The 17448-nt window shown below is 71.6% G+C and carries 15 protein-coding genes; 2 read left to right on the forward strand and 13 right to left on the reverse strand.

The window, feature by feature from the left end; genetic code table 11:
* The first annotated feature begins 19 nt into the window (after nucleotides 1-19).
* Nucleotides 20-517, forward strand: coding sequence for an NUDIX domain-containing protein (locus AB0G08_RS12100; RefSeq protein ID WP_358086494.1), 498 nt, complete (start codon nucleotides 20-22; stop codon nucleotides 515-517).
* A 71-nt stretch (nucleotides 518-588) separates the two neighbouring features.
* Here the strand turns inward: AB0G08_RS12100 and AB0G08_RS12105 are convergent, their stop codons facing one another.
* Together AB0G08_RS12105 and AB0G08_RS12110 are read right to left on the reverse strand one after the other, a co-directional pair.
* The gene (locus AB0G08_RS12105; RefSeq protein WP_358086496.1) at nucleotides 589-1590 is read right to left on the reverse strand and encodes an SIS domain-containing protein; all 1002 of its coding nucleotides are present in this window, start codon (nucleotides 1588-1590) and stop codon (nucleotides 589-591) included.
* A 32-nt stretch (nucleotides 1591-1622) separates the two neighbouring features.
* The gene (locus AB0G08_RS12110; RefSeq protein ID WP_358086498.1) at nucleotides 1623-2435 is read right to left on the reverse strand and encodes a BtpA/SgcQ family protein; all 813 of its coding nucleotides are present in this window, start codon (nucleotides 2433-2435) and stop codon (nucleotides 1623-1625) included.
* A gap of 164 nt (nucleotides 2436-2599) precedes the next feature.
* Between AB0G08_RS12110 and AB0G08_RS12115 the strand changes: the two genes are divergently transcribed.
* Nucleotides 2600-3982 carry an aldehyde dehydrogenase family protein gene (locus AB0G08_RS12115; protein WP_358086499.1) on the forward strand — a complete coding sequence of 461 codons (1383 nt, stop codon included), beginning with the start codon at nucleotides 2600-2602 and terminating at the stop codon, nucleotides 3980-3982.
* On the opposite strand, the gene AB0G08_RS12120 is transcribed toward AB0G08_RS12115, so the two are convergent.
* The 11 genes from AB0G08_RS12120 to AB0G08_RS12170 form a co-directional block, all read right to left on the reverse strand.
* Nucleotides 3969-5555 carry a pyridoxal phosphate-dependent aminotransferase gene (locus tag AB0G08_RS12120; protein WP_358086500.1) on the reverse strand — a complete coding sequence of 529 codons (1587 nt, stop codon included), beginning with the start codon at nucleotides 5553-5555 and terminating at the stop codon, nucleotides 3969-3971. The two genes, AB0G08_RS12115 and AB0G08_RS12120, sit on opposite strands and share 14 nt — an antisense overlap.
* Nucleotides 5555-6424, reverse strand: coding sequence for a TauD/TfdA family dioxygenase (locus tag AB0G08_RS12125; RefSeq protein WP_358086501.1), 870 nt, complete (start codon nucleotides 6422-6424; stop codon nucleotides 5555-5557). Before AB0G08_RS12125 ends, AB0G08_RS12120 begins: the two co-directional genes overlap by 1 nt.
* 154 nt (nucleotides 6425-6578) lie before the next feature.
* Nucleotides 6579-7103: a flavoprotein gene (locus tag AB0G08_RS12130; RefSeq protein WP_358086503.1), complete on the reverse strand. Its 525-nt coding sequence runs from the start codon at nucleotides 7101-7103 to the stop codon at nucleotides 6579-6581.
* Nucleotides 7104-7141: 38 nt separating this feature from the next.
* Nucleotides 7142-8086, reverse strand: coding sequence for an NAD(+) diphosphatase (gene nudC, locus AB0G08_RS12135; protein WP_358086505.1), 945 nt, complete (start codon nucleotides 8084-8086; stop codon nucleotides 7142-7144).
* Nucleotides 8079-9785 carry an NAD+ synthase gene (locus AB0G08_RS12140; RefSeq protein ID WP_358086507.1) on the reverse strand — a complete coding sequence of 569 codons (1707 nt, stop codon included), beginning with the start codon at nucleotides 9783-9785 and terminating at the stop codon, nucleotides 8079-8081. The genes nudC and AB0G08_RS12140 overlap by 8 nt, the downstream gene beginning before the upstream one ends.
* A gap of 108 nt (nucleotides 9786-9893) precedes the next feature.
* Entirely contained in the window at nucleotides 9894-10604 is a 711-nt protein-coding gene (locus AB0G08_RS12145) for a PIG-L deacetylase family protein (protein WP_358086509.1), read from the reverse strand.
* A gap of 46 nt (nucleotides 10605-10650) precedes the next feature.
* Complete coding sequence (locus AB0G08_RS12150) at nucleotides 10651-12279, reverse strand: class I adenylate-forming enzyme family protein (protein ID WP_358086511.1); 1629 nt, start codon at nucleotides 12277-12279, stop codon at nucleotides 10651-10653.
* A gap of 2 nt (nucleotides 12280-12281) precedes the next feature.
* Nucleotides 12282-13124, reverse strand: coding sequence for a phosphopantetheine-binding protein (locus tag AB0G08_RS12155; protein ID WP_358086513.1), 843 nt, complete (start codon nucleotides 13122-13124; stop codon nucleotides 12282-12284).
* Nucleotides 13117-13698: a GNAT family N-acetyltransferase gene (locus AB0G08_RS12160; protein ID WP_358086515.1), complete on the reverse strand. Its 582-nt coding sequence runs from the start codon at nucleotides 13696-13698 to the stop codon at nucleotides 13117-13119. The genes AB0G08_RS12155 and AB0G08_RS12160 overlap by 8 nt, the downstream gene beginning before the upstream one ends.
* Before the next feature lie 295 nt (nucleotides 13699-13993).
* On the reverse strand, nucleotides 13994-16126 hold the full coding sequence (locus tag AB0G08_RS12165) for a radical SAM protein (RefSeq protein ID WP_358086516.1): 2133 nt from the start codon (nucleotides 16124-16126) through the stop codon (nucleotides 13994-13996).
* A gap of 362 nt (nucleotides 16127-16488) precedes the next feature.
* Entirely contained in the window at nucleotides 16489-17442 is a 954-nt protein-coding gene (locus tag AB0G08_RS12170; protein ID WP_358086518.1) for an LLM class flavin-dependent oxidoreductase, read from the reverse strand.
* Between the last annotated feature and the right edge of the window lie 6 nt (nucleotides 17443-17448).

A 17448-nucleotide genomic window follows, 5' to 3' on the forward strand; every position in this document is an offset into this window, starting at 1 on the left:
GGCCGTCTAGGGTGAGCGGGTGGCTGGGATCGCGTGGGCGGATTCGTACCTGGGGCGGCTGCGGGCGAGCGCCGGCGACCACGACACGCTGCTGTTCGTCGGGGTACGCGGCGTGCTGCTGGACGAACGCGGGCACCTGCTGCTGATCAGGCGGCGCGACAACGGGCACTGGACGATTCCCGCCGGCGCGATGGAGTTGGGCGAGAACGTCGCCGAATGCGCCGTTCGCGAGGTCTGGGAGGAGACGGGCCTGCGGCCCACGTCGCTGACGCCCTTCGCGATGTACACCGGGCCGACGTACACCCACACCAACATGTACGGGCACACCTACCAGCTGTTCCACACCGCGTTCCAGGTGCACTCCTGGGACGGCGAACTCCGACGGGAGACCGACGAGACGGTCGACGCGGGATTCTTCCCGCTCGACGCGCTGCCCGCGCCCGCGTCACCGTTCCTGCCGGAGACCCTCGAGGACCTGCGAACGTTCGCACACACCGGCAGGCTGGTGCTGAAGTAGCGCGGCGGCGGGGACCGTCGAGCGGCCACGGCCTGCGGGTCACCACCGCGCCCCACCGACCGTCGGTCACCTCACCGGCGGTGGAACGGGTGCCGGCCGAGGAGCCCGGCGAGCTCCGCGGCCAGCGGAGCGGCGAAGAGGTGCTCCACCAGCGGCGCCCACTCCGGGGGACACGCGTCGGGCAGCGGCAGCAGCAGGTGGGCGTGCTCCCGGGCGGCGGCGTCCCCGGGCCGGGCCAGCACGGCGACCCGGTGACCCCGCTCACGGGCCTGCGCGCAGAGGCGTACCGCCCGCTCGTGGCTCGGGCCCGGGGGCGCCAGGACGATCAGCGGGGCGTCGCGGTCGGTCGCGAACCGCTCCACGTGCCACCATTCCTCGAGGTCCTGCCCGAGCGCCGGGACGCCGGCCCCTTCGACCACCTTCGCCGCCGCGTACCGCGCGGTACCGAACGCCGGCCCGCCCCCGAGCACCTGTACGAGCGGCGCGTCCCGCAGCATCCCGGCGAGCTGCCGGCACGGATCCGCCTGCCGCTCGATCGTCTCGGCGACCACCTTCACCATGGCGGCGCCCGCCTCGGCGCCGAGGCGGGCGGCCGACGGCGCGCCCGCGTACCGGCGGGCCAGCAGCAGCAGGCTGAGCAGGCTGGCCTGATAGCTGCGCACACCCGGGGCCGGCGGCCGGTCCGGCAGTTCCGCCAGGAGGACGTGCTCGGCGCTGCGACCCACCGGACTCTGGGCGTTGCCGACCGCCGCGAGCGTCCGGTGCCCCGCCGCCCGCGCGCGGGCGAGGCCCTCCGCCAGGCCGACGTTGCCACCCGACGCCGAGATGCCCACCACGAGGGACGACGGCCCCGCCGGCACGCCGTAGTCGTGCAGCCGATAGGTGCTGCGGACGCGACACCCGCCCGCCGGGCCGAGGTCGAACGCGTAGCTGACCGCCTCGGCGGCGAAGAGCGAGTCGCCGCTGCCGGACAGCACGACCTGGCCCGGGCCGGGCCCGGCGGCGATGAGGTCGTCGACCTGGGCGCCGATCACGGGAGCGAGCGACGCCAGGTCGTCGTGGAGGTGTGTCACCTCCGCACGGAGGGCGGCGAGAGTGCGGCGGGTCACGCGGACCGCCGCGGGGCCAGGGAATCGACGATGTCCATGTAGGACCGCACCCGCTCCTCCGACACGTCCGAGGAGAAGCTCCCGTCGGCGGTGAAGCAGCCGGCGACGAAGACGCCGTCCGCCGCGTCGACCAGCCGGGCCGCGTTCTCGTGGTCCGTGTGCCCGGCGAGATAGATCGGAGCGGTCGGCGACGCCCGCCGCACCTGCGCGATGAGCTCCAGGGTCCGCGCCTCGTCGGGATCCCCCAGACAGATCGCGTCCGCACCGGCGTTCACCGCCGCCCGCGCGACCTCGCCCACCGGCCGCTCACCGCCCGGCCACTTGTAGTGCATGCTGAAGACGTCCGCGACGACCCGGACGTCCCAGGCGTCGATCGTCCGGCGGTAGGCCATCACGGCCGCCGGGTCCGGTGCCACCCGCCCCTGCCAGCTCAGCGTCTCACCGACGAGGGCACCCACCCGGACGAACGAGCCGCCGCAGACCTTCGCCGCCGCCAGCGAGGCCCGCGTCGCGTTCCGCATGATCTGGACCCCCACCTCGAAGGTGGGGCGCGTGGCTGCCCGGACGGCCTCGGTGATCAGGGCGACGGCGGCGAGGCGGGCCGGATCGCAGTCGTCCTCGACCCCGTACACCCGATCCGCCGTCTGGATCAGGCAGCCGTGCGCGCCGCCCCGGTCCAGCGCCCGCGCCGACTCCACCGCGCGGGCGAGGTTGTGTCGGAAGGACCCGGCCTCGTAGAAGGGCGTGCCCGGCAGCGGGGCCAGGTGCAGGACGCCGTAGCAGGTCCTCGTCCGTGCCGGCTGTGCCACCCGTGTTCCCCCACCCAAGTCTCCCGACCGATCCGGTCGAGCGTCCCGCGCGCCTCGTGTGCCGCCGGCAACACTAGTCGATCCCTCGGCCGGGGAGCGTAACCGGCGGGGTCCGGAAGATTCCGCGGTCCTTTCTGGACCGGCGGCTGGGTTAAGCTCCGGCCATGAGCTCACCTACCGTGCCGCACCAGGTCGAATCGGCCGGGATCCGGCTCACCGATCCGCGGACCGGCCGGATCCGTCGTCGTCTCCCCGCGTCGGACGGCGCGGCGACGGCGGAGGCGGTGGCCTCGGCGCGGGTCGCGCACCGGCAGTGGTCGGCGCTGCCGACGGGCGAACGGAGCCGCCGACTGCTGGCGTTCGCCGACCGCGTCCAGACCGCCCTGGCGGAGTACGTCGCCGCCGAGCGGGCCGGGACGGGCAAGCCCGCCCACGAGGCGGAGGGCGAGATCCTCACGAGCGTCGACGTCCTCCGGTTCTACGCCGGCGCGGCCCGGGCGGCGCTCTCCCCGGCCGCGGGGCACCACCTGCCCGACCGGGAGAGCTGGGTCCGCTGGGAACCACTCGGCGTGGTGGCCGCCATCGTCCCGTGGAACTACCCCATCCTCATGGCCGCCTGGCGGATCGGCCCCGCGTTGGCGGCCGGTAACAGCGTGATCCTCAAGCCGGCGGAGAGCACGCCGGACAGCGCCCTGCTGCTCGCCCGTGACGCCGCGGAGACGCTCGGGCCCGGGGTGCTGGTCGCGCTGCCCGGCGACCGGGCGACGGGGCGGTTGCTGGTCGACAGCACGGTGGACGCCGTCGCCTTCACCGGCAGTCTCGCCGGTGGCCTGGACGTCGCCGCCCGCGCGGGGGTCCGCAGAATCAGCCTGGAACTGGGCGGCAACTGCCCCGCGCTGGTCCTGCCCGGGGCGCCCGGGCACACGTACGCCGAGCTCACCGCCGCCGCCACCTACAACGCCGGGCAGAGCTGCGCGGCGCCGGCCCGGGTGATCACCCTGCGGCAGAACTACGCCGAGGTGGTCGACCGGCTCACGGAGGCGATGGGCCACCGACCGGCCGGCACCACGTTCGGGCCGCTGAACAACGCCGACCAGCTCAACCGCTTCGACGACATCCTGTCGCGGTCCGGCGCGGGCAGGCACCACCGTTCCGGGCTCACGATCGACGCGGACGGCGCCGCCGAGGGCTACTGGGCGGAGGGACGCATCCTGGCCGACCTGGAGCCCGACGACCCGGCCGTGGTGACGGAGGTGTTCGGCCCGTGCCTCACCGTGCAGGCGGCCGCCGACATCGACCACGCCATCGAGCTGGCCAACGGGGTCGACCAGGCGCTCGCCGCCAGCGTGTGGGGGTCCGGTGAGGGTCAGCTCCTCGCCGTCGCCCGGGCCGTCGACGCGGGCGAGGTGTGGGTGAACTGCGTGCTGGAGCAGTGCCCGGAGCTGCCACACGGGGGGCGAGGCGCCTCAGGCCACGGCACCGACCTGAGCGTCCTCGCCCTCACCGAGTTCCAGCGTCCGAAGACGGTGACCGTCAGACTCTCCTGAGTTCCGGCGCCCCGCGCCGTTGCAGTCTCGGCATCGCCACCTCGTAGTCGGACGACCGACGCGAGGTGGTCAGGCGTACGGGCGCCCCGGAGAGGCAGAAGAGGAGGATCCCCGGGAACAGCGCCGCCCCCGTCTCCTTGAGGAGCTGACGGTAGAGCAGGTACGAGTCCGTCGCCCCCTCGAACGCCGCCGCCATGTTGATCGAGTACCTCGGCGGCAGGGGCGTGATCCCCGGCACGCGCAGGCCGTTGACGCACGCCTCGCGGAAGTGGAGGAGCGAGGACTCGCGGGACTCCCGTTCCAGCCGGTAGGTGTCGTACGCCCGCTGGAGGTTGGGCAGCTGGAGGTCGTAGACCGGTTCGAACTCCCCGCAGTGCGTCCCGTCGAGTTCCGTCGTCTCCGTCACCCGCCAACGCTCCATCCGGGCCAGCACCTCGACCAGGGTGTAGAAGAAGGACGGCGGGCCGCCGAAGCTGGTCGACGCGTACTCGTAGTACTCGTCGATGAAGGCGCCGTCGGCGACGAACCAGCCGACCTTCAACCCGGGCGCGGACCAGTTCTTGGACAGGCTGCTCACCCGGATGACGTTGGGGGCGGCCCGGGCCGGCGAGAGGACGCCCGGGTCTCCCAGCCACTCGTGACATTCGTCGAGGATGATGAGCGTCTCCGGCGAGGCGGAGCGGATCAGCAGCTCCAGCTCGTCCTCGCGGACCAGCGCCCCGGTGGGGTTCGCCACCGTCTGCAGCAGCACGATCGGGGTGTCCGGCCGCAGCGCGTCGATGAGCGGGCGCAGCGGGATCTCCCCGCTGCTGGTGCACGGCAGCGGCACCAGTTGCACCGGCCCGCGCCGGCCGATGGACTCGACCAGCGGCGGATAGTTGGGAATGCCGCAGAGGGACGTGCCCTGGCCGCGGTTCACCTCGAGGAGGATGAAGTCGGCCAGCGAGTTGATCGCCATGGTGGCGCCCATGGTCAGCGCGATGTTGTCGGCCGTGTACCCGGCGGAGGGCAGCCGGGCCGTCTCGTACTCCGCGACCGCCTCGCGCGCGGATTCCCGGCCCCGGCTGTCGGAGTAGCCGTACCAGTCCCGGTCCAGCGCGTAGCGGACACAGTCCTTCAGGGTGCTGGGCAGCCCCCAGTAGGCCTCGTCGACCGCGCCGGTGCAGAGGAGCGCCTCCGTCTGCGAGCGCAGGTCACCGAAGATGTCGTCGCGGAAGTAGAAGTTGAACAGTTCCTTGACGAAGCGGACGGTCGCTCGGGACGAGAGCACCTCCTCCGCGCCGACCTCCCGCCGCACGCGGCTGCGGCGCCAGCGCTCGGCGAGCTCCGGGCGGTGGCTCTCGGGCCCGAGTTCGCACTCGACCCGGCCGAGGTAGAGATCACGCAGCTCCATCGCGTCGTGCGGGTTCGCCGCCCGGGCGTACACCTCCAGCAGCCGCGCGTCCGGCTCGGGATGTACCGACAGCGTGCCCGTCGGATGGGGCGACTGGGCAGCGAGCATCTTGATCTCGGCGGGGACCACCGAGAGCTGCGGCTCTCCGAGCCCGTGGAACAGCCCCTGTGCGTTCGTCATCACATCGCCTTTCCAGTTCCGGTGGTGATCCGGAGTCGCTTCAGATGGCGGTGCCGCGTCGAGCCCGCGAACGGCGCCGCGGAACGGCCGTGGAACCACCACGTGTTGTCGATGACGGCGAGCAGGCCGGGGCGCCAGCGAAGTGCACGCGCCCCGGCCTCGTCGTACATGGCCCGCAGGAGCCCGGCCAGCGCACCACGTACCTCCTGCGGTGCGAACCGGTCCGTGTCGCAGACCCAGTCCAGTGCGTCTGCCTGGAAGTCCCGGAAGGAGTAGACCGGCCGGCCGTCCACCACCCGGCGGACGGTGGGCACGCCCGGACGGTCGTAGCGGACGTGGCCGAGGATCTCGCGGTCGACGGCCGGCAGGCGGGCGTCGACGGCGGCGAACGGCACGAGCACCGTCTGCGCCGCGTTCTCGTCGTCCCCCGGGTGCAGGCACATCAGCACGATGTAGCGAGGCTGGCCCGACGCGGGCCGGCCGCTGCCCTCGCTGTGCAGGCTCAGCGGGCCGGTGCTGAAGGGCTGCCGGCACACGTCGGCGGTGTTCCCCTCCGCGCTGATCAGGTGCAGGATCCGCCCGCTCTCGACGTTCGGCTGCACCGCCGGGTCCGTCTCCGGCGTCAGCTCGCCGAGCCGCTCGCCGAGGGCGATGAAGTCGGGGCTGGTCAGCGGTTCGTCGAGGGCGACGAGGCCGAGCCCGCACCGGGCGAGCTGCCCGCGCAGCACGGCTTCGATCCCGGCGACGCCGCCCTCGTCGGTGACGGGCTGCGCAGCGAGCTCCGGGGCGGGCAGGGCCCGGCCGTCGAGCAACGCGGCGCGCAGCGCGACGTGCGGGTCGTCCACCTGCTCCAGGAAGGTGCCCCGCACGGGCCACCGTGGTCTCCCGCCGGCCTCCCGCACGGCTGGCTGATCATCAGCGACCATCGGTACCCCCGTAGTCAAGGTGCCGCACCGGGGGTGGGACCACCCGGGCGGTGCGGAAGAGTCGGTCTTCACTGGCCACAGCTGACATCCGTTCGCGTCACCCGTGCTCGGCGTCGAGCAGGTCCAACGCCTCCGCCCAGAGGAACGGGGGATTCTCCGCGCCGAACGGGTGGGCGGGCCGCCGGCTGATGCGCACCCCGAGGGACCTGAGCCGGTCGACGCTCTCGCGATAGGCCGGATGCCGGGCGTGGGCGTCGTGCACATGCGGGAGCACCGCGATGGGGACACCGGATCCCGAGTGGTCGCAGAGCACGCTCACGGCGAGCGTGTCGGCGATCCCGGCCGCCCACTTGTTGATGGTGTTGAAGGTCGCCGGCGCGACCACGATCGCATCGGCCGGGGGGAAGGGAGACCGCTCCGTCGGCGATCGCCAGCCCGACCGGACGGGGCTGCCGGTCAGCGCTTCCAGCTCCGCCCTGTCGAAGAGGGCGAGCGCGTTGGGCGACGCGGTGGCCCAGACGCGCCATCCCCGCTGCTGGGCGATCTCCACGAGCAGCCGGACGTCCCGGGCGGCGTCCGCCGCGCAGATCACCAGGTACAGATTTTCGCGTCCGTTCCCCATCCCTGCTCCCCAGGTGTCCGTCGCGGCTCGTCATGGGCTCACCAGTTCGTCGGACCGTCGGGCGACGCATCGAACTCGGACGGCAGTCGTTGCCCGTACCAGGCTTCGATGAGGTGGTGGCCCACCGAGATCTTCGGCGGCAGGCGGAGCTTCCCGTTCCGCATGGCGTCGGTCAGCTCCTGACGCGTCCACCACCGGGCCTCGACGATCTCCGCTCCGTCGCACGTGACGGCGGTGGTCACCGCCTCGGCGAAGAACCCGGCCATCAGGCTCCCCGGGAACGGCCACAGCTGGCTGCCGACGTACACGGGGGCCGACGCGACGATCCCCACCTCCTCGGCGATCTCCCGCAGAACCGCCTGCTCCAGGGACTCGCCGAGGTCGACGTATCCCGTTATCACCGAGAAGTGCTGCTCCGGCCAGCTGCGTGCCCGCGCCAGCAGACACCGGTCGTCGCCGTCCCGGACGAGGGCGATGACGGCGGGATCGAGCCTGGGGTAGTGCCTGCTGCCGTCCGACAGGCAGATCCGGACGTGGCCGCCGTCCGCCGGGGCCGTGCGGCCCCCGCAGCGCGGGCAGTACCGGTGACCGCTATGCCAGCTGTCCAGCCCGACGGCCGACACCAGCAGCCCGAGGTCACGGTCGCTGAGCATCGTCGCGACCTCGCGGAGCCCCGCGCTGACGCCCCTGCCCAGGCCCTCCCCCGGGGTCCGCGCCGCGAAGTAGGTGACGTCGTCCTCATCGACTCCCAGGAGTACGAGGTCGCACGGGGGCAACTCGGCCGGAGCGAAGAACTCGAGGGAGACGCGGTCGCCCACTCTGCGCACCAGGGTGCGCCCCGCGGAGATCGGCAGCACCCTCGTCCGATCGTCCCGGCGGGCCCGGTCGACCCAGCCGGGATCGCTCCGGTGCGCTGCCGCGCGGTCGACGGCGCTCCGAGCGAGCAGCAGCGAGCGGGACAGCCCGGCGGGTTCCCTACCCATGCCACCAGTTGGTGATCGGCATCTGCCAGTCACGGCCGTAGCTGCGTGCCGTGACGGCGGGACCCACGGGGTACTGCCGCCGTTTGAACTCGGTCCTCTTCACCATCTGCACCACCTGATCGACGAGCAGCGGATCATCGACCCCCTCCAACAGGTCGGCGAGGTCGGCGTTCCCCTCGACGTACTGCCTGACCAGCGAGTCGAAGATGCGGTAGTCCGGGATGGAGTCGGAGTCGAACTGGTTCGGCCGCAGTTCGGCGGACGGCGCCTTGTCGATGATCCGGGGCGGGATGGGCGGGACCTGTCCCGACTTCTCGGCCTTCAGGTTCCGCCATCGGCACAGCTCCCAGACGAGGGTCTTGCACACGTCCTTGATGGGGCCGAACCCGCCGGCCGTGTCGCCGTAGAGGGTCAGGTTCCCTGCCGAGAGTTCGCTCTTGTTACCCGTCATGAGGACGAGGTGCCCGTGTTCGTTCGAGAGGCCCATGATGATGGTCCCCCGGATGCGGACCTGCAGGTTCTCCTCCGCGACGCCGTGCAGCGTCAGCTTGGACTGGAACCCGTCCATCAGGTCGTGGATGGGGATCATGCGGCTCTGGAGGCCCTGCCGCCGCACCAGGTCCTGCGCATCGGTCACCGAGTGGTCGCTCGAGTAGCGACTCGGCATCAGCACGACGTGCACGTTGTCCGGGCCGAGCGCGTCCGCGGCGATCGTCGCGACCAGTGCGGAGTCGACGCCGCCGGACAGGCCCAGGATGGCCGAGCTGAAGTGGTTCTTGCGCGCGTAGTCGTGCAGCGAGAGGACCAGCGCGGCGTAGACGGCCTCGCACCTGTCCAGCGGTGGGCTGATCTCGACCGGCGCCGGTACGGACGGCGCGGGACGGGCGACGGTGACGGCGGCCCGGCCGTCGTCGCCGGCGCTCGGCGCCGCCGTGGGCAGCGTCAGGTCCGCGACCAGGAGATGCTCGGTGAACTGCGGCGCCCGGCCGACGAGCTGGCCGTCGCCGGCCAGGACCATGGAGCCGCCGTCGAAGACGAGTTCGTCCTGCCCGCCCACCATGTTGACGATCGCGAGCGGGGTGCCGGCCGCCCGGGCCCGTCGGGCCCAGTCCTCGTATCGCGAGTCGGAGGCCGGCCCCCGGTACGGCTGGCTCTGGAGCACCACCACCAGATCGGCCGCTGCCCCGGTGTCGGCTGCGGGGGCGTCTCCGGCGTCGTCGCCGATCCGCACGAGGACGACGACGTCGTTGATGCGGAACCGTGCCATCGCCACGCTCGGCTCGGCATGCCCACGAGGTTCCGAGATGCAGGCCTCGGGCACGTACCGCTTCGACGCCGCGATCAGCACGTCGCCGTCGTACAGCCAGGCCGCCGCGTTGCGGGGAGGGCCGGCGTCGGAGTCGGCATCGGGGGTGCCGTCGAGGCAGCCGACGACGGTCGGCAGGTGGCCCAGCCCGGACGACACGAGGCGCTCGGCGATCTTGCGCAGCGTGCCGGCCGACGCCGTGACGAACGACCGACGACGCGCGAGGTCCTGGACCGGTTGCCCGGTCAGGGCCAACTCGGGGAAGACGAGGAGATGCGCACCGGCCGCCTCCGCCCTGCGCGCCCACTCGATGATCTTCTCAGCGTTGCCTTCGAGGTCGCCGACGATGGGGTTCATCTGTGCGAGAGCTACCCGAAATCGCGTGCCTGTCATGTCGTTCGCGCCATCGACGGCACTGGTCCCGAGGCTGACCAGTCAGTCGTGGCGCTCCCTCCCCCCGCTTCTCGAATACGTCCAGTCACAGCAGGCGGCGCATCGCCGTCATGGCGCGATCCGCTCGAACGACACGGCCGGGCCGACACCGATGTCGCGACCGGTCCGCTCGGCGTCCTTCCGCAGGTACGCGGCCGCGTCGAAGCCCTCCAGGTCCGCCAGGTACGCCCGGTGAGCCAGCAACGACCTGATGCCGACCTCGAGGTGGTCCCCGATCTCGACGTAGCGGTTGGACTTCGGCGAGTTGCTGAAGAGCACGCTCGTGACGCCGCCCCAGGGCTCCAGCCCCTCCTCGACGAGCTCCGGGAACATCCACCCGTTCGCGGCGTCCCGGACCGCGTCGACGATCGCCGGGCCGAGCATCCGGTGGTCGACGTGGTTGAAGCTCTCGCCGTACGGCCAGGAGTCCCGGAAGTTCAGGGACACCACGACCTCGGGCCGGCGCTGGCGGATCGCGCGGGCGAGGTCACGGCGCAGAGCCAGGCTGTACTCCAGCGCCCCGTCCGGGTACGCCAGGAAGTCGACGGCCTCCGCCCCGACGATCCTGGCCGCCTCCTGCTGCTCCGCCATGCGCAGGGCGGCGGCGGTCTCCGGGTCCTTCGAACGGATGCCGGCTTCGCCACGGGTCACCAGCAACTGGGTCACCCGCTTGCCCTGCGACGTCCACCGGGCGAGCGCGGAGGAGACGCCGTACTCCAGATCGTCGGGGTGCGCTGCAATGGCGAGGGCATCGGTCCACTGCTCGTCTACGACCATCATGGCGACGTGATCTCCTGCGGCTCGTGCGAATGGGTTGTCCGGCCGGTCACGTCGTCGTCCGTACCGGTTCCACGCCCGGCGTCCGCGCGATCAGCTCGTCGGTCAACGCCGGCCGGATGATCTTCCCGGTGGCGGTTCGCGGGATGGCGTCGAGCGGCAGGATCCGCTGCGGGACCACGGCGGCGGCGAAGGACGCACGCAGCGCGCCGGCCAGGTCGGGCCGGCTGTCCGGAGCGAGCACGACCGCTGCGACGATCTCGTCACCGAGGAACCGGTGCGGCATGCTGACACACGCCGCGTCACGCACGCCCGGAACGGCCCGCAGGGCGCGCTCCATCTCCTCGAGCGAGACGGTCTCGCCGCGCACCTTGGCGATGTTCTTCGTGCGGCCCGTGATGACGAAGTACGGCCGCGGGTCGTCGGCGCCGATCACCGCGAAGCCCAGGTCCTGGGAATGGAACCAACCGTGCCGGAACGCCTCCGCGGTGGCGGCGGGGTTGCCGGCGTACCTGCTCATCACGTTGTGCCCGCGCATGCAGAGTTCGCCGACCTCGCCGGGTTCGGCAGCCGTGCCGTCCGCACGCAGGACGCGGACCTCGTTGCCGGGCATCGCCGTTCCGATCGACGGGATGTCGGCGTCGAGGAGGAGCCGCCGACAGGTGTCCGCCGAGGCGTCGGCGGGCATCGTGGTGGAGAAGTTGGTGGTCTCCGTGAGTCCGTAACCCTGGAGGACGCGTGCGCCGAGGCGCCGGTGGACGTCCTGCGCGGTCCGTCCGGTCAGGGGCGCCGCCGCCGAGACGAAGTACTCGAAGTCCCCGGGCAGGCGCGGGCCGCGCCACACGTGCGTGAGGGTCTCCAGGATCGTCGGCACCACGCTCGCGATGCGGGGCCGGAACCGCTCGAGCAACCGCGGATAGTCGAACGGGTCGAACTGACCGGCGAGCATGACGTGGGCGCCCGCCGCGAGCGGACCCATCACGGTGAAGTGGAGGCCGTTCACGTGGTGGATCGGCAGGCACCCCAGGATGCGCTCGCCCGGCCGGAGCCGGTGGTGGGCGCGCAGCGCCGCGGCGTTCGCCACGACGTTGTAGTGCGACTGCGCCACCAGCTTGGAGGACGCCGTCGACCCGGAGGTGCCGATGAGGAAGGCGTCGGCGCCGGGGCTCGCCGGGGCGTCGCCGTCGTCCGGTGGCGGATCGGCGAGGACGCTCGGGTCCGGCAGCGCCACCGGCGCCAACGACGGATCCGGGTCGACCGCCGGTGGGTGCAGCAGGACGGTGGCTCCGGCGGCCCGCACCTGGTCGCGCATCCTGGCGGCGGGATCGGCGGGACTCAACAGCAGCACGGAGCAGCCGGCGCGGAGGACGCCCAGGATCCCGACGACGGACCGCACGTCGTTCACCGGTGCGAGCGCCACCACGTCGCCGGCCGTCACGCCTCGCTCACGGCGCAGCCAGGCGCGGACCCGCCGGCTGAGGCGGTCCACCTCCCGGTACGACAGGGTGGTCGTCGCGCCGTCCGCCGTGACGGTCGTCAGGAACGCGGCGTCGCCGAGCACCGCGACCTGGCGGACGAGGACGGACACGATGGTCCCGCCGTACTCCCACGGCGGCCCGAAGGAGCGGCCGAGGTAGCTGTGGACGAGATCGCCGTCGACGAGCTGGGGCGTCCCCATGGTCAGGCGAACCGGTTCGGCGAGTGCGGACAGCCCAGCTCGCTCAGGTCCTGGTGGCCCTCGGCCGTCACGCCGCAGATCTGGCACGCGATGGAGCTGATCGGCGTGAGGAGAGCGGAGTACTCGATCAGATTCTGGCGCTCCGGGTCCTCGATGCCGCGGTGCGGTGAACCGATCGCGAGGATCACGTGGTCGGTGATGGCGCCGACGGCGTGGGGGACGGCCCCGTCGATCATGTAGACCTGCCCGGCCCGGGTCTCCGTGATGACCCCACCCACGGTGATCGTCCCTCGCCCGCCGACCACGAACAGCAGGTGGTCCCCCGGGTGGGTGTGCGGCGCGAAGCCGTTCCCGGCCGGTACGTGGATCAGGTCGGCGCCGAGCTTGCCGTTGGTCACCAGGGAGCGGCCGGTGGCGGCTGCGGTCTTGGGGATGGGGACGGCCCGGGGGCCCAGGTCGAAGCCCAGGCGCTGCATCGTGCCGTCGACGCCGAGGTCCTCGGCCCAATCGAGCATCAGCAGCGGCGGCGTCGCGCCGGGCGCGGCAGCCGGCCGGGGCGCCGCCGCGGGCTGCCGCAGCGTCGTGACAGCGTCCACGATGGACGAAACGGACCGGAACGTCGACCGGTCCAGCATCGTGGACGGGAAGCTGATGGAGTAGGCCTCCTCGAGCTGGACGATCAGTTCGACCAGGGCGACCGAGTCGACCCCGAGGGCCGCCAGGTCCGCGTGCGGGTCGGCGAGGGCTCCGGAGTCGCCGGTCCGGACGCGGCGACGCACCAGATCGGTGACGACCCGCTCGACGCTGTCCACTAGAGACTGCTCGACGACCACTGCCTCATCCACTGACGACTCCGCTCTCATCAGGATCATCGCAACGCGAAGCTAACACATGTTTCGATGTGGCGATCGACTTCTGCAACTGGACCCGACGCACGCCGCCCTCGGCGAGAACCGGTCCGTACTGCGCGAACCCCAGCACGACGAGCATGCGTCGCGTTGCTTGAAGATCCGGGTTGGCCTCGCAGCGCAGCGCGTCCGCGCCCGTCTCCCCGGCGAGCTCGACAGCCCGGCGGAGGCAGCGCATGCCGACGAGCGAGCCGGCGTGTGCCGGGGCGACGGACAGCCGTTGCAGGTACACGGGCCGCTCGGCGGGCGGGTAGGCCGCCGGGTCGAGACCGTGCGGGGGGTACGCGGAGAGCGTGAACGAACCCACCGCCTCCGTGCCGTGACGCAGCACGTGCACCGCTCCCAGGCGGACCCACCGCTTCGTGGTGTCCGCGTTGCGCACGGGTGCCGTGAGTCCGTTGCGGGCCGCCTGGTGGGCGTCGCTGGCACACAGCAGCTCGTGCACCTCGGCCCAGTCGGTGCCGACCTCCCACGTCCACCGGGCAGGCGCACTTGCGGATTCGTCGAACACAGTGATCGAGTTTCCCCGATCGACGAGGTGCCCGCAATGGCCGATCAAGGCCGTCCGGGCCGCTTCGGGAACGGGCCCACAGTGGAGTCGCACACCGTCCAGCTCGGACGGAATCTCCGGCTGGGCGTGGGATCAGGCAGTGAGGCCGTCGGCCGGCGACGGGCACGGCGCGGCCGCACACCTCGCCCGTCGACGCGCTCGGCGTCGCGGTCCGCGGCGGCGCCGCCCCGGTCGAACCGATCCACCGGTGCCGGGGGCGGACGAACGCCTGCTCCCGCCGCCCGCCCGTCCGCCGTCAGGCCGGGAGGGCCTGCCTGGAGTAGTGCAGGTGACGCCGGCGGTTGGCGTTGGTGCTCGCGAAGCTGCGCAGGTAGATGCGGCGGATGTTCTCCTGTTCCCGCGACCGCCAGAGCCGCTCGTGGTAGGCGTAGCCCTCGATGTGCAGCGTGAACGTCACGGGTTCCGCCCGGGTGAAGTCCGCGAGCGGCTGGCGGAAGTTGCACTTGCGCCATTCGACCAGGTCGTAACGCGACTCGATCGAGACGTCCTCCGGCACCGGCTCGTGCAGCGGAATGAACGACTGGATCTGCAGCTCGGTGATCACGTCCAGCTGCTCGGAGAGCGAGTCGTCCGGCGCCTGGCCGGAGAGGTCGCGGTGCAGCCGCAGGCCGGCCTGCGCGAACTCGCGGACGACCGCGGGGAAGGCGCCCTCGGTGAACAGGTCGCTGAAGACCGCGTACTGGTACCGCATCGCCCCGAACTGGTTGTCGGTGACCTGCTCCGGCTGCCGCTCCGCCATCTCCCGGATGAGCTCGGCGACCTCCTCGCGGGTGTCGCGCATCATCGCCCGGTGGCCGGCGAGGAACCGGCCGGCGTACTCGGCCAGCGTGGGGCACTGCGCCGGGTCGGCCAGCATGGCGCGGATGATCGCGGTCGCCCGGACGCCGTTGGTCTCGAAGAAGAAGACCAGCTCGCGGAGCCAGCCGTAGAACAGGGCGAAGTTGAAGAAGAAGATGAACTTGAAGAACTCCAGGTATTCCTGCTCGGGAATCGTCGCCGTGGCCACGACGAGCTCGTCCATCTCGAACGTCTGCACGTGCTCGTACGCGGAGTAGCCGTTCTCGGAGAGGGCGAAGCGGGTCTTGAGGCCGAACTTCTCCCGGTACTCGGGGAACGCCATCTCCGCCTGGTCGAGGACGTTGAGCGCGTAGATGACGACGTTGTCGAAGCGGTGGTCGAGCACCTTGTCGAGGGACCTGGTGAACGAGTCGATCGTCTCCCCGGGCAGCCCGAAGATGAGCTCCGTGGAGAGGACGAGGCCGTTCTCCCGCGCGAACGCGGCCGCCTCCTCGATCGCGTCGTCCTTGACGTTGACCCGCTTGATGTTCTTGAGGACCTGCTTGTCCAGGGACTGGAAGCTGATGTTCAGGGGGATGAGGTCGCGCATCAGCAGGGTCACCTGCTTGACGTTCTTCGTCAGGTGCTTGTCGGTGTAGACCTGCACCACCGAGGGGTAGGAGTGCTTGTCCTTGATCTTGCGGATGTGCTCGGCGATCTCGACGTCGCGCGGGAGGATCCCGAAGTTCTCGTCCGCGATGCGGAGCAGGGGGTGCGACGTCCGGGCCTGGATGTAGTCGAGTTCCTCCTTGACCCGCTCCACGCTGAACGCGCGCAGCTTGGACCACCAGTCATGGCCGGCCACGCAGAACGTGCAGCGGTACGGACACCCGCGCGAGGTCTGCAACAGGGGGATGTACTCGGGATCCGCCAGGAAACCGTCGCACAGGCCCGTCAGGTACGGCGACGGGATCTCGTCGAGCGCGCCGACCCGGTCCAGCGGCTCGCCCTGCAGGATCAGCCCGTCCTTCCTCAGCGAGTAGCAGCCGCTCACCACCGTCCCCTTGACGTCGCTGGGATCGGTCGCGCCGAGGCAGGCCTCCACGAGGTTGGCCAGCGGCTGTTCGCCCTCGCGGGAGATGTAGAAGTCGGTGGTGTGGTTCCGCCGGAGCCCCGCCTGCGCGATCGACTTCTCCGTCGGGATGTTGGGCCCGGCCACCGCGACCACGACCTTCGGATACTTCTCCTTGACGACGGTGATGACGGCGTTGGTCAGGGCGGTGTTCCACGAGTAGTTGCCGAAGGCGAAGACGTCGGGGACGAACTCGTTCAGCGCCTCGTCGACCTCCTGGGTCGTGGTCAGCTGCCGGGTCACGATGGCGTCGCCGAATCGCGCCTTGAGGTACGAGTGGACGTACGTCATTCCGAGCGGCACCGTGACCCGCAGGTTCTTCCCGGTCGTGCTGTGCAGGTGGGCGAGGAAGACGACGAGCGGTCGGCCGGTTGCGGCGGCTCGGGCGGTGGATCCGACGGTGCGGACACGAAGCGTGTCGACCGGGACGAAACTTGGCTTCGGCTGCTCGACTGCCATGTTGCCTGCCCCTTCTCGGCATGGTGGGCCGGCGACTGTCGGCCCGCTGCGCGGACACCCCCGTACGGTCCCCGCGGGTGCGTGACCGGAGGGATCGCCGGCGTCAGCCACTGTGGATGGGCGCGGGTCCGGAGACGGACGTCCACCGCCGCGACGACCGGACCGCAGGCGCGCCCCGGCCGATGACCTCACCCCGGCGAACGCGCGGCTGGCACCAGTCCCGCTCCCCTCCAGTCCTGCGATCTTGGCTGGGTGGTCCCTACGTTATACGCGATCGACTGTTGTCGCACGACCCCTTCTTCGGGCGCTCCTCCACAGGGGAGGCATCGACCAGGATCGGCGCGTGCGGCGCGAACCTCCAGTCAGGAGGCGCGCAGTGCCGGCACGACGCGCTGCGCGAACATCTCGACGGAGGCCCAGTCGACGGGCGGGCGCGCGCCCAGCACGAAGTCCCGGACGCCCATGCGGAGGTAGGGCTGGAGGTCCCGTACGCAGTCCTCCGGGGTGCCGATCGTCACGAATTCGTCTAGTACGGGCGATCCAGGGCCGAAATGGTCGGCTATCTGCGTCCACCGGCGCTGTGCCGTCGCGCGGTCCCCAGCGAGGACGACGCGGAACGTCACCGACTTCCGCACGCTGTCGGGGTCGCGTCCGGTCGCGGCACAGTGCTGGCCGAGCACGGCCAGCTTGCGCGCGTAGCTCTCCGGATCGCCGGCGAGCGTGTTCCAGATGTCGGCGTGCCGGGCGACCACCCGCAGGGTACGCCGCTCCCCGTCGCCACCGATGATCAGCGGGAGCCGGGTCTGCAGCGGCTTGGGTTCGAGACGGGCGTCCGCCAGCCGCACGTGCCGGCCGCTGAACGTGGTCGTGGGCTGGGTCCAGAGCCCGCGCAACACGTGGCACGCCTCGTCGAGCATCTCCACGCGCACCCGGGGTGACGGGAACGGGATCCCGTACTGCTCGTACGCCAGGTCGGCACTGGCGGCGCCCACACCGAACTCCAGTCGGCCGCCGGAGACGTGGTCGATGGTGGTGGCGATGTTCGCGGCGAGTGCCGGGTGACGCCACGTCACGGCCGACACCATGATCACGCATCTGACCCGTTCGGTCCGGGCGGCGAGCGCGGACAGGAGGCTCAACCCGTCGAAGCAGGGCCCCGCGGGGCCGCCCAGGGGCGGACGGAAATGGTCGAAGAGCGACACCATGTCGTACCCGAGCGCCTCCGCGCGCTGCCACAGGTCGAGCAGCGTCCCGAAGTCGGTGTACTGCTGTCCGGAGTGGACGCCGAACCGGAGTGCCGGCCCATGTATCTGCACGTTCGT

Origin of the sequence: Micromonospora sp. NPDC023644 (assembly GCF_040640115.1) — a bacterium.
Classification (GTDB): Bacteria; Actinomycetota; Actinomycetes; order Mycobacteriales; family Micromonosporaceae; genus Micromonospora.

Excerpts from the sequence above, each read along its gene's own strand:
- AB0G08_RS12115 (WP_358086499.1), top strand. The coding sequence starts at position 2,600 with ATGAGCTCACCTACCGTGCCGCACCAGGTCGAATCGGCCGGGATCCGG.
- AB0G08_RS12120 (WP_358086500.1), bottom strand. The coding sequence starts at position 5,555 with ATGACGAACGCACAGGGGCTGTTCCACGGGCTCGGAGAGCCGCAGCTC.
- AB0G08_RS12130 (WP_358086503.1), bottom strand. The coding sequence starts at position 7,103 with ATGGGGAACGGACGCGAAAATCTGTACCTGGTGATCTGCGCGGCGGAC.
- nudC (WP_358086505.1), bottom strand. The coding sequence starts at position 8,086 with ATGGGTAGGGAACCCGCCGGGCTGTCCCGCTCGCTGCTGCTCGCTCGG.
- AB0G08_RS12140 (WP_358086507.1), bottom strand. The coding sequence starts at position 9,785 with ATGACAGGCACGCGATTTCGGGTAGCTCTCGCACAGATGAACCCCATC.
- AB0G08_RS12145 (WP_358086509.1), bottom strand. The coding sequence starts at position 10,604 with ATGATGGTCGTAGACGAGCAGTGGACCGATGCCCTCGCCATTGCAGCG.
- AB0G08_RS12150 (WP_358086511.1), bottom strand. The coding sequence starts at position 12,279 with ATGGGGACGCCCCAGCTCGTCGACGGCGATCTCGTCCACAGCTACCTC.
- AB0G08_RS12165 (WP_358086516.1), bottom strand. The coding sequence starts at position 16,126 with ATGGCAGTCGAGCAGCCGAAGCCAAGTTTCGTCCCGGTCGACACGCTT.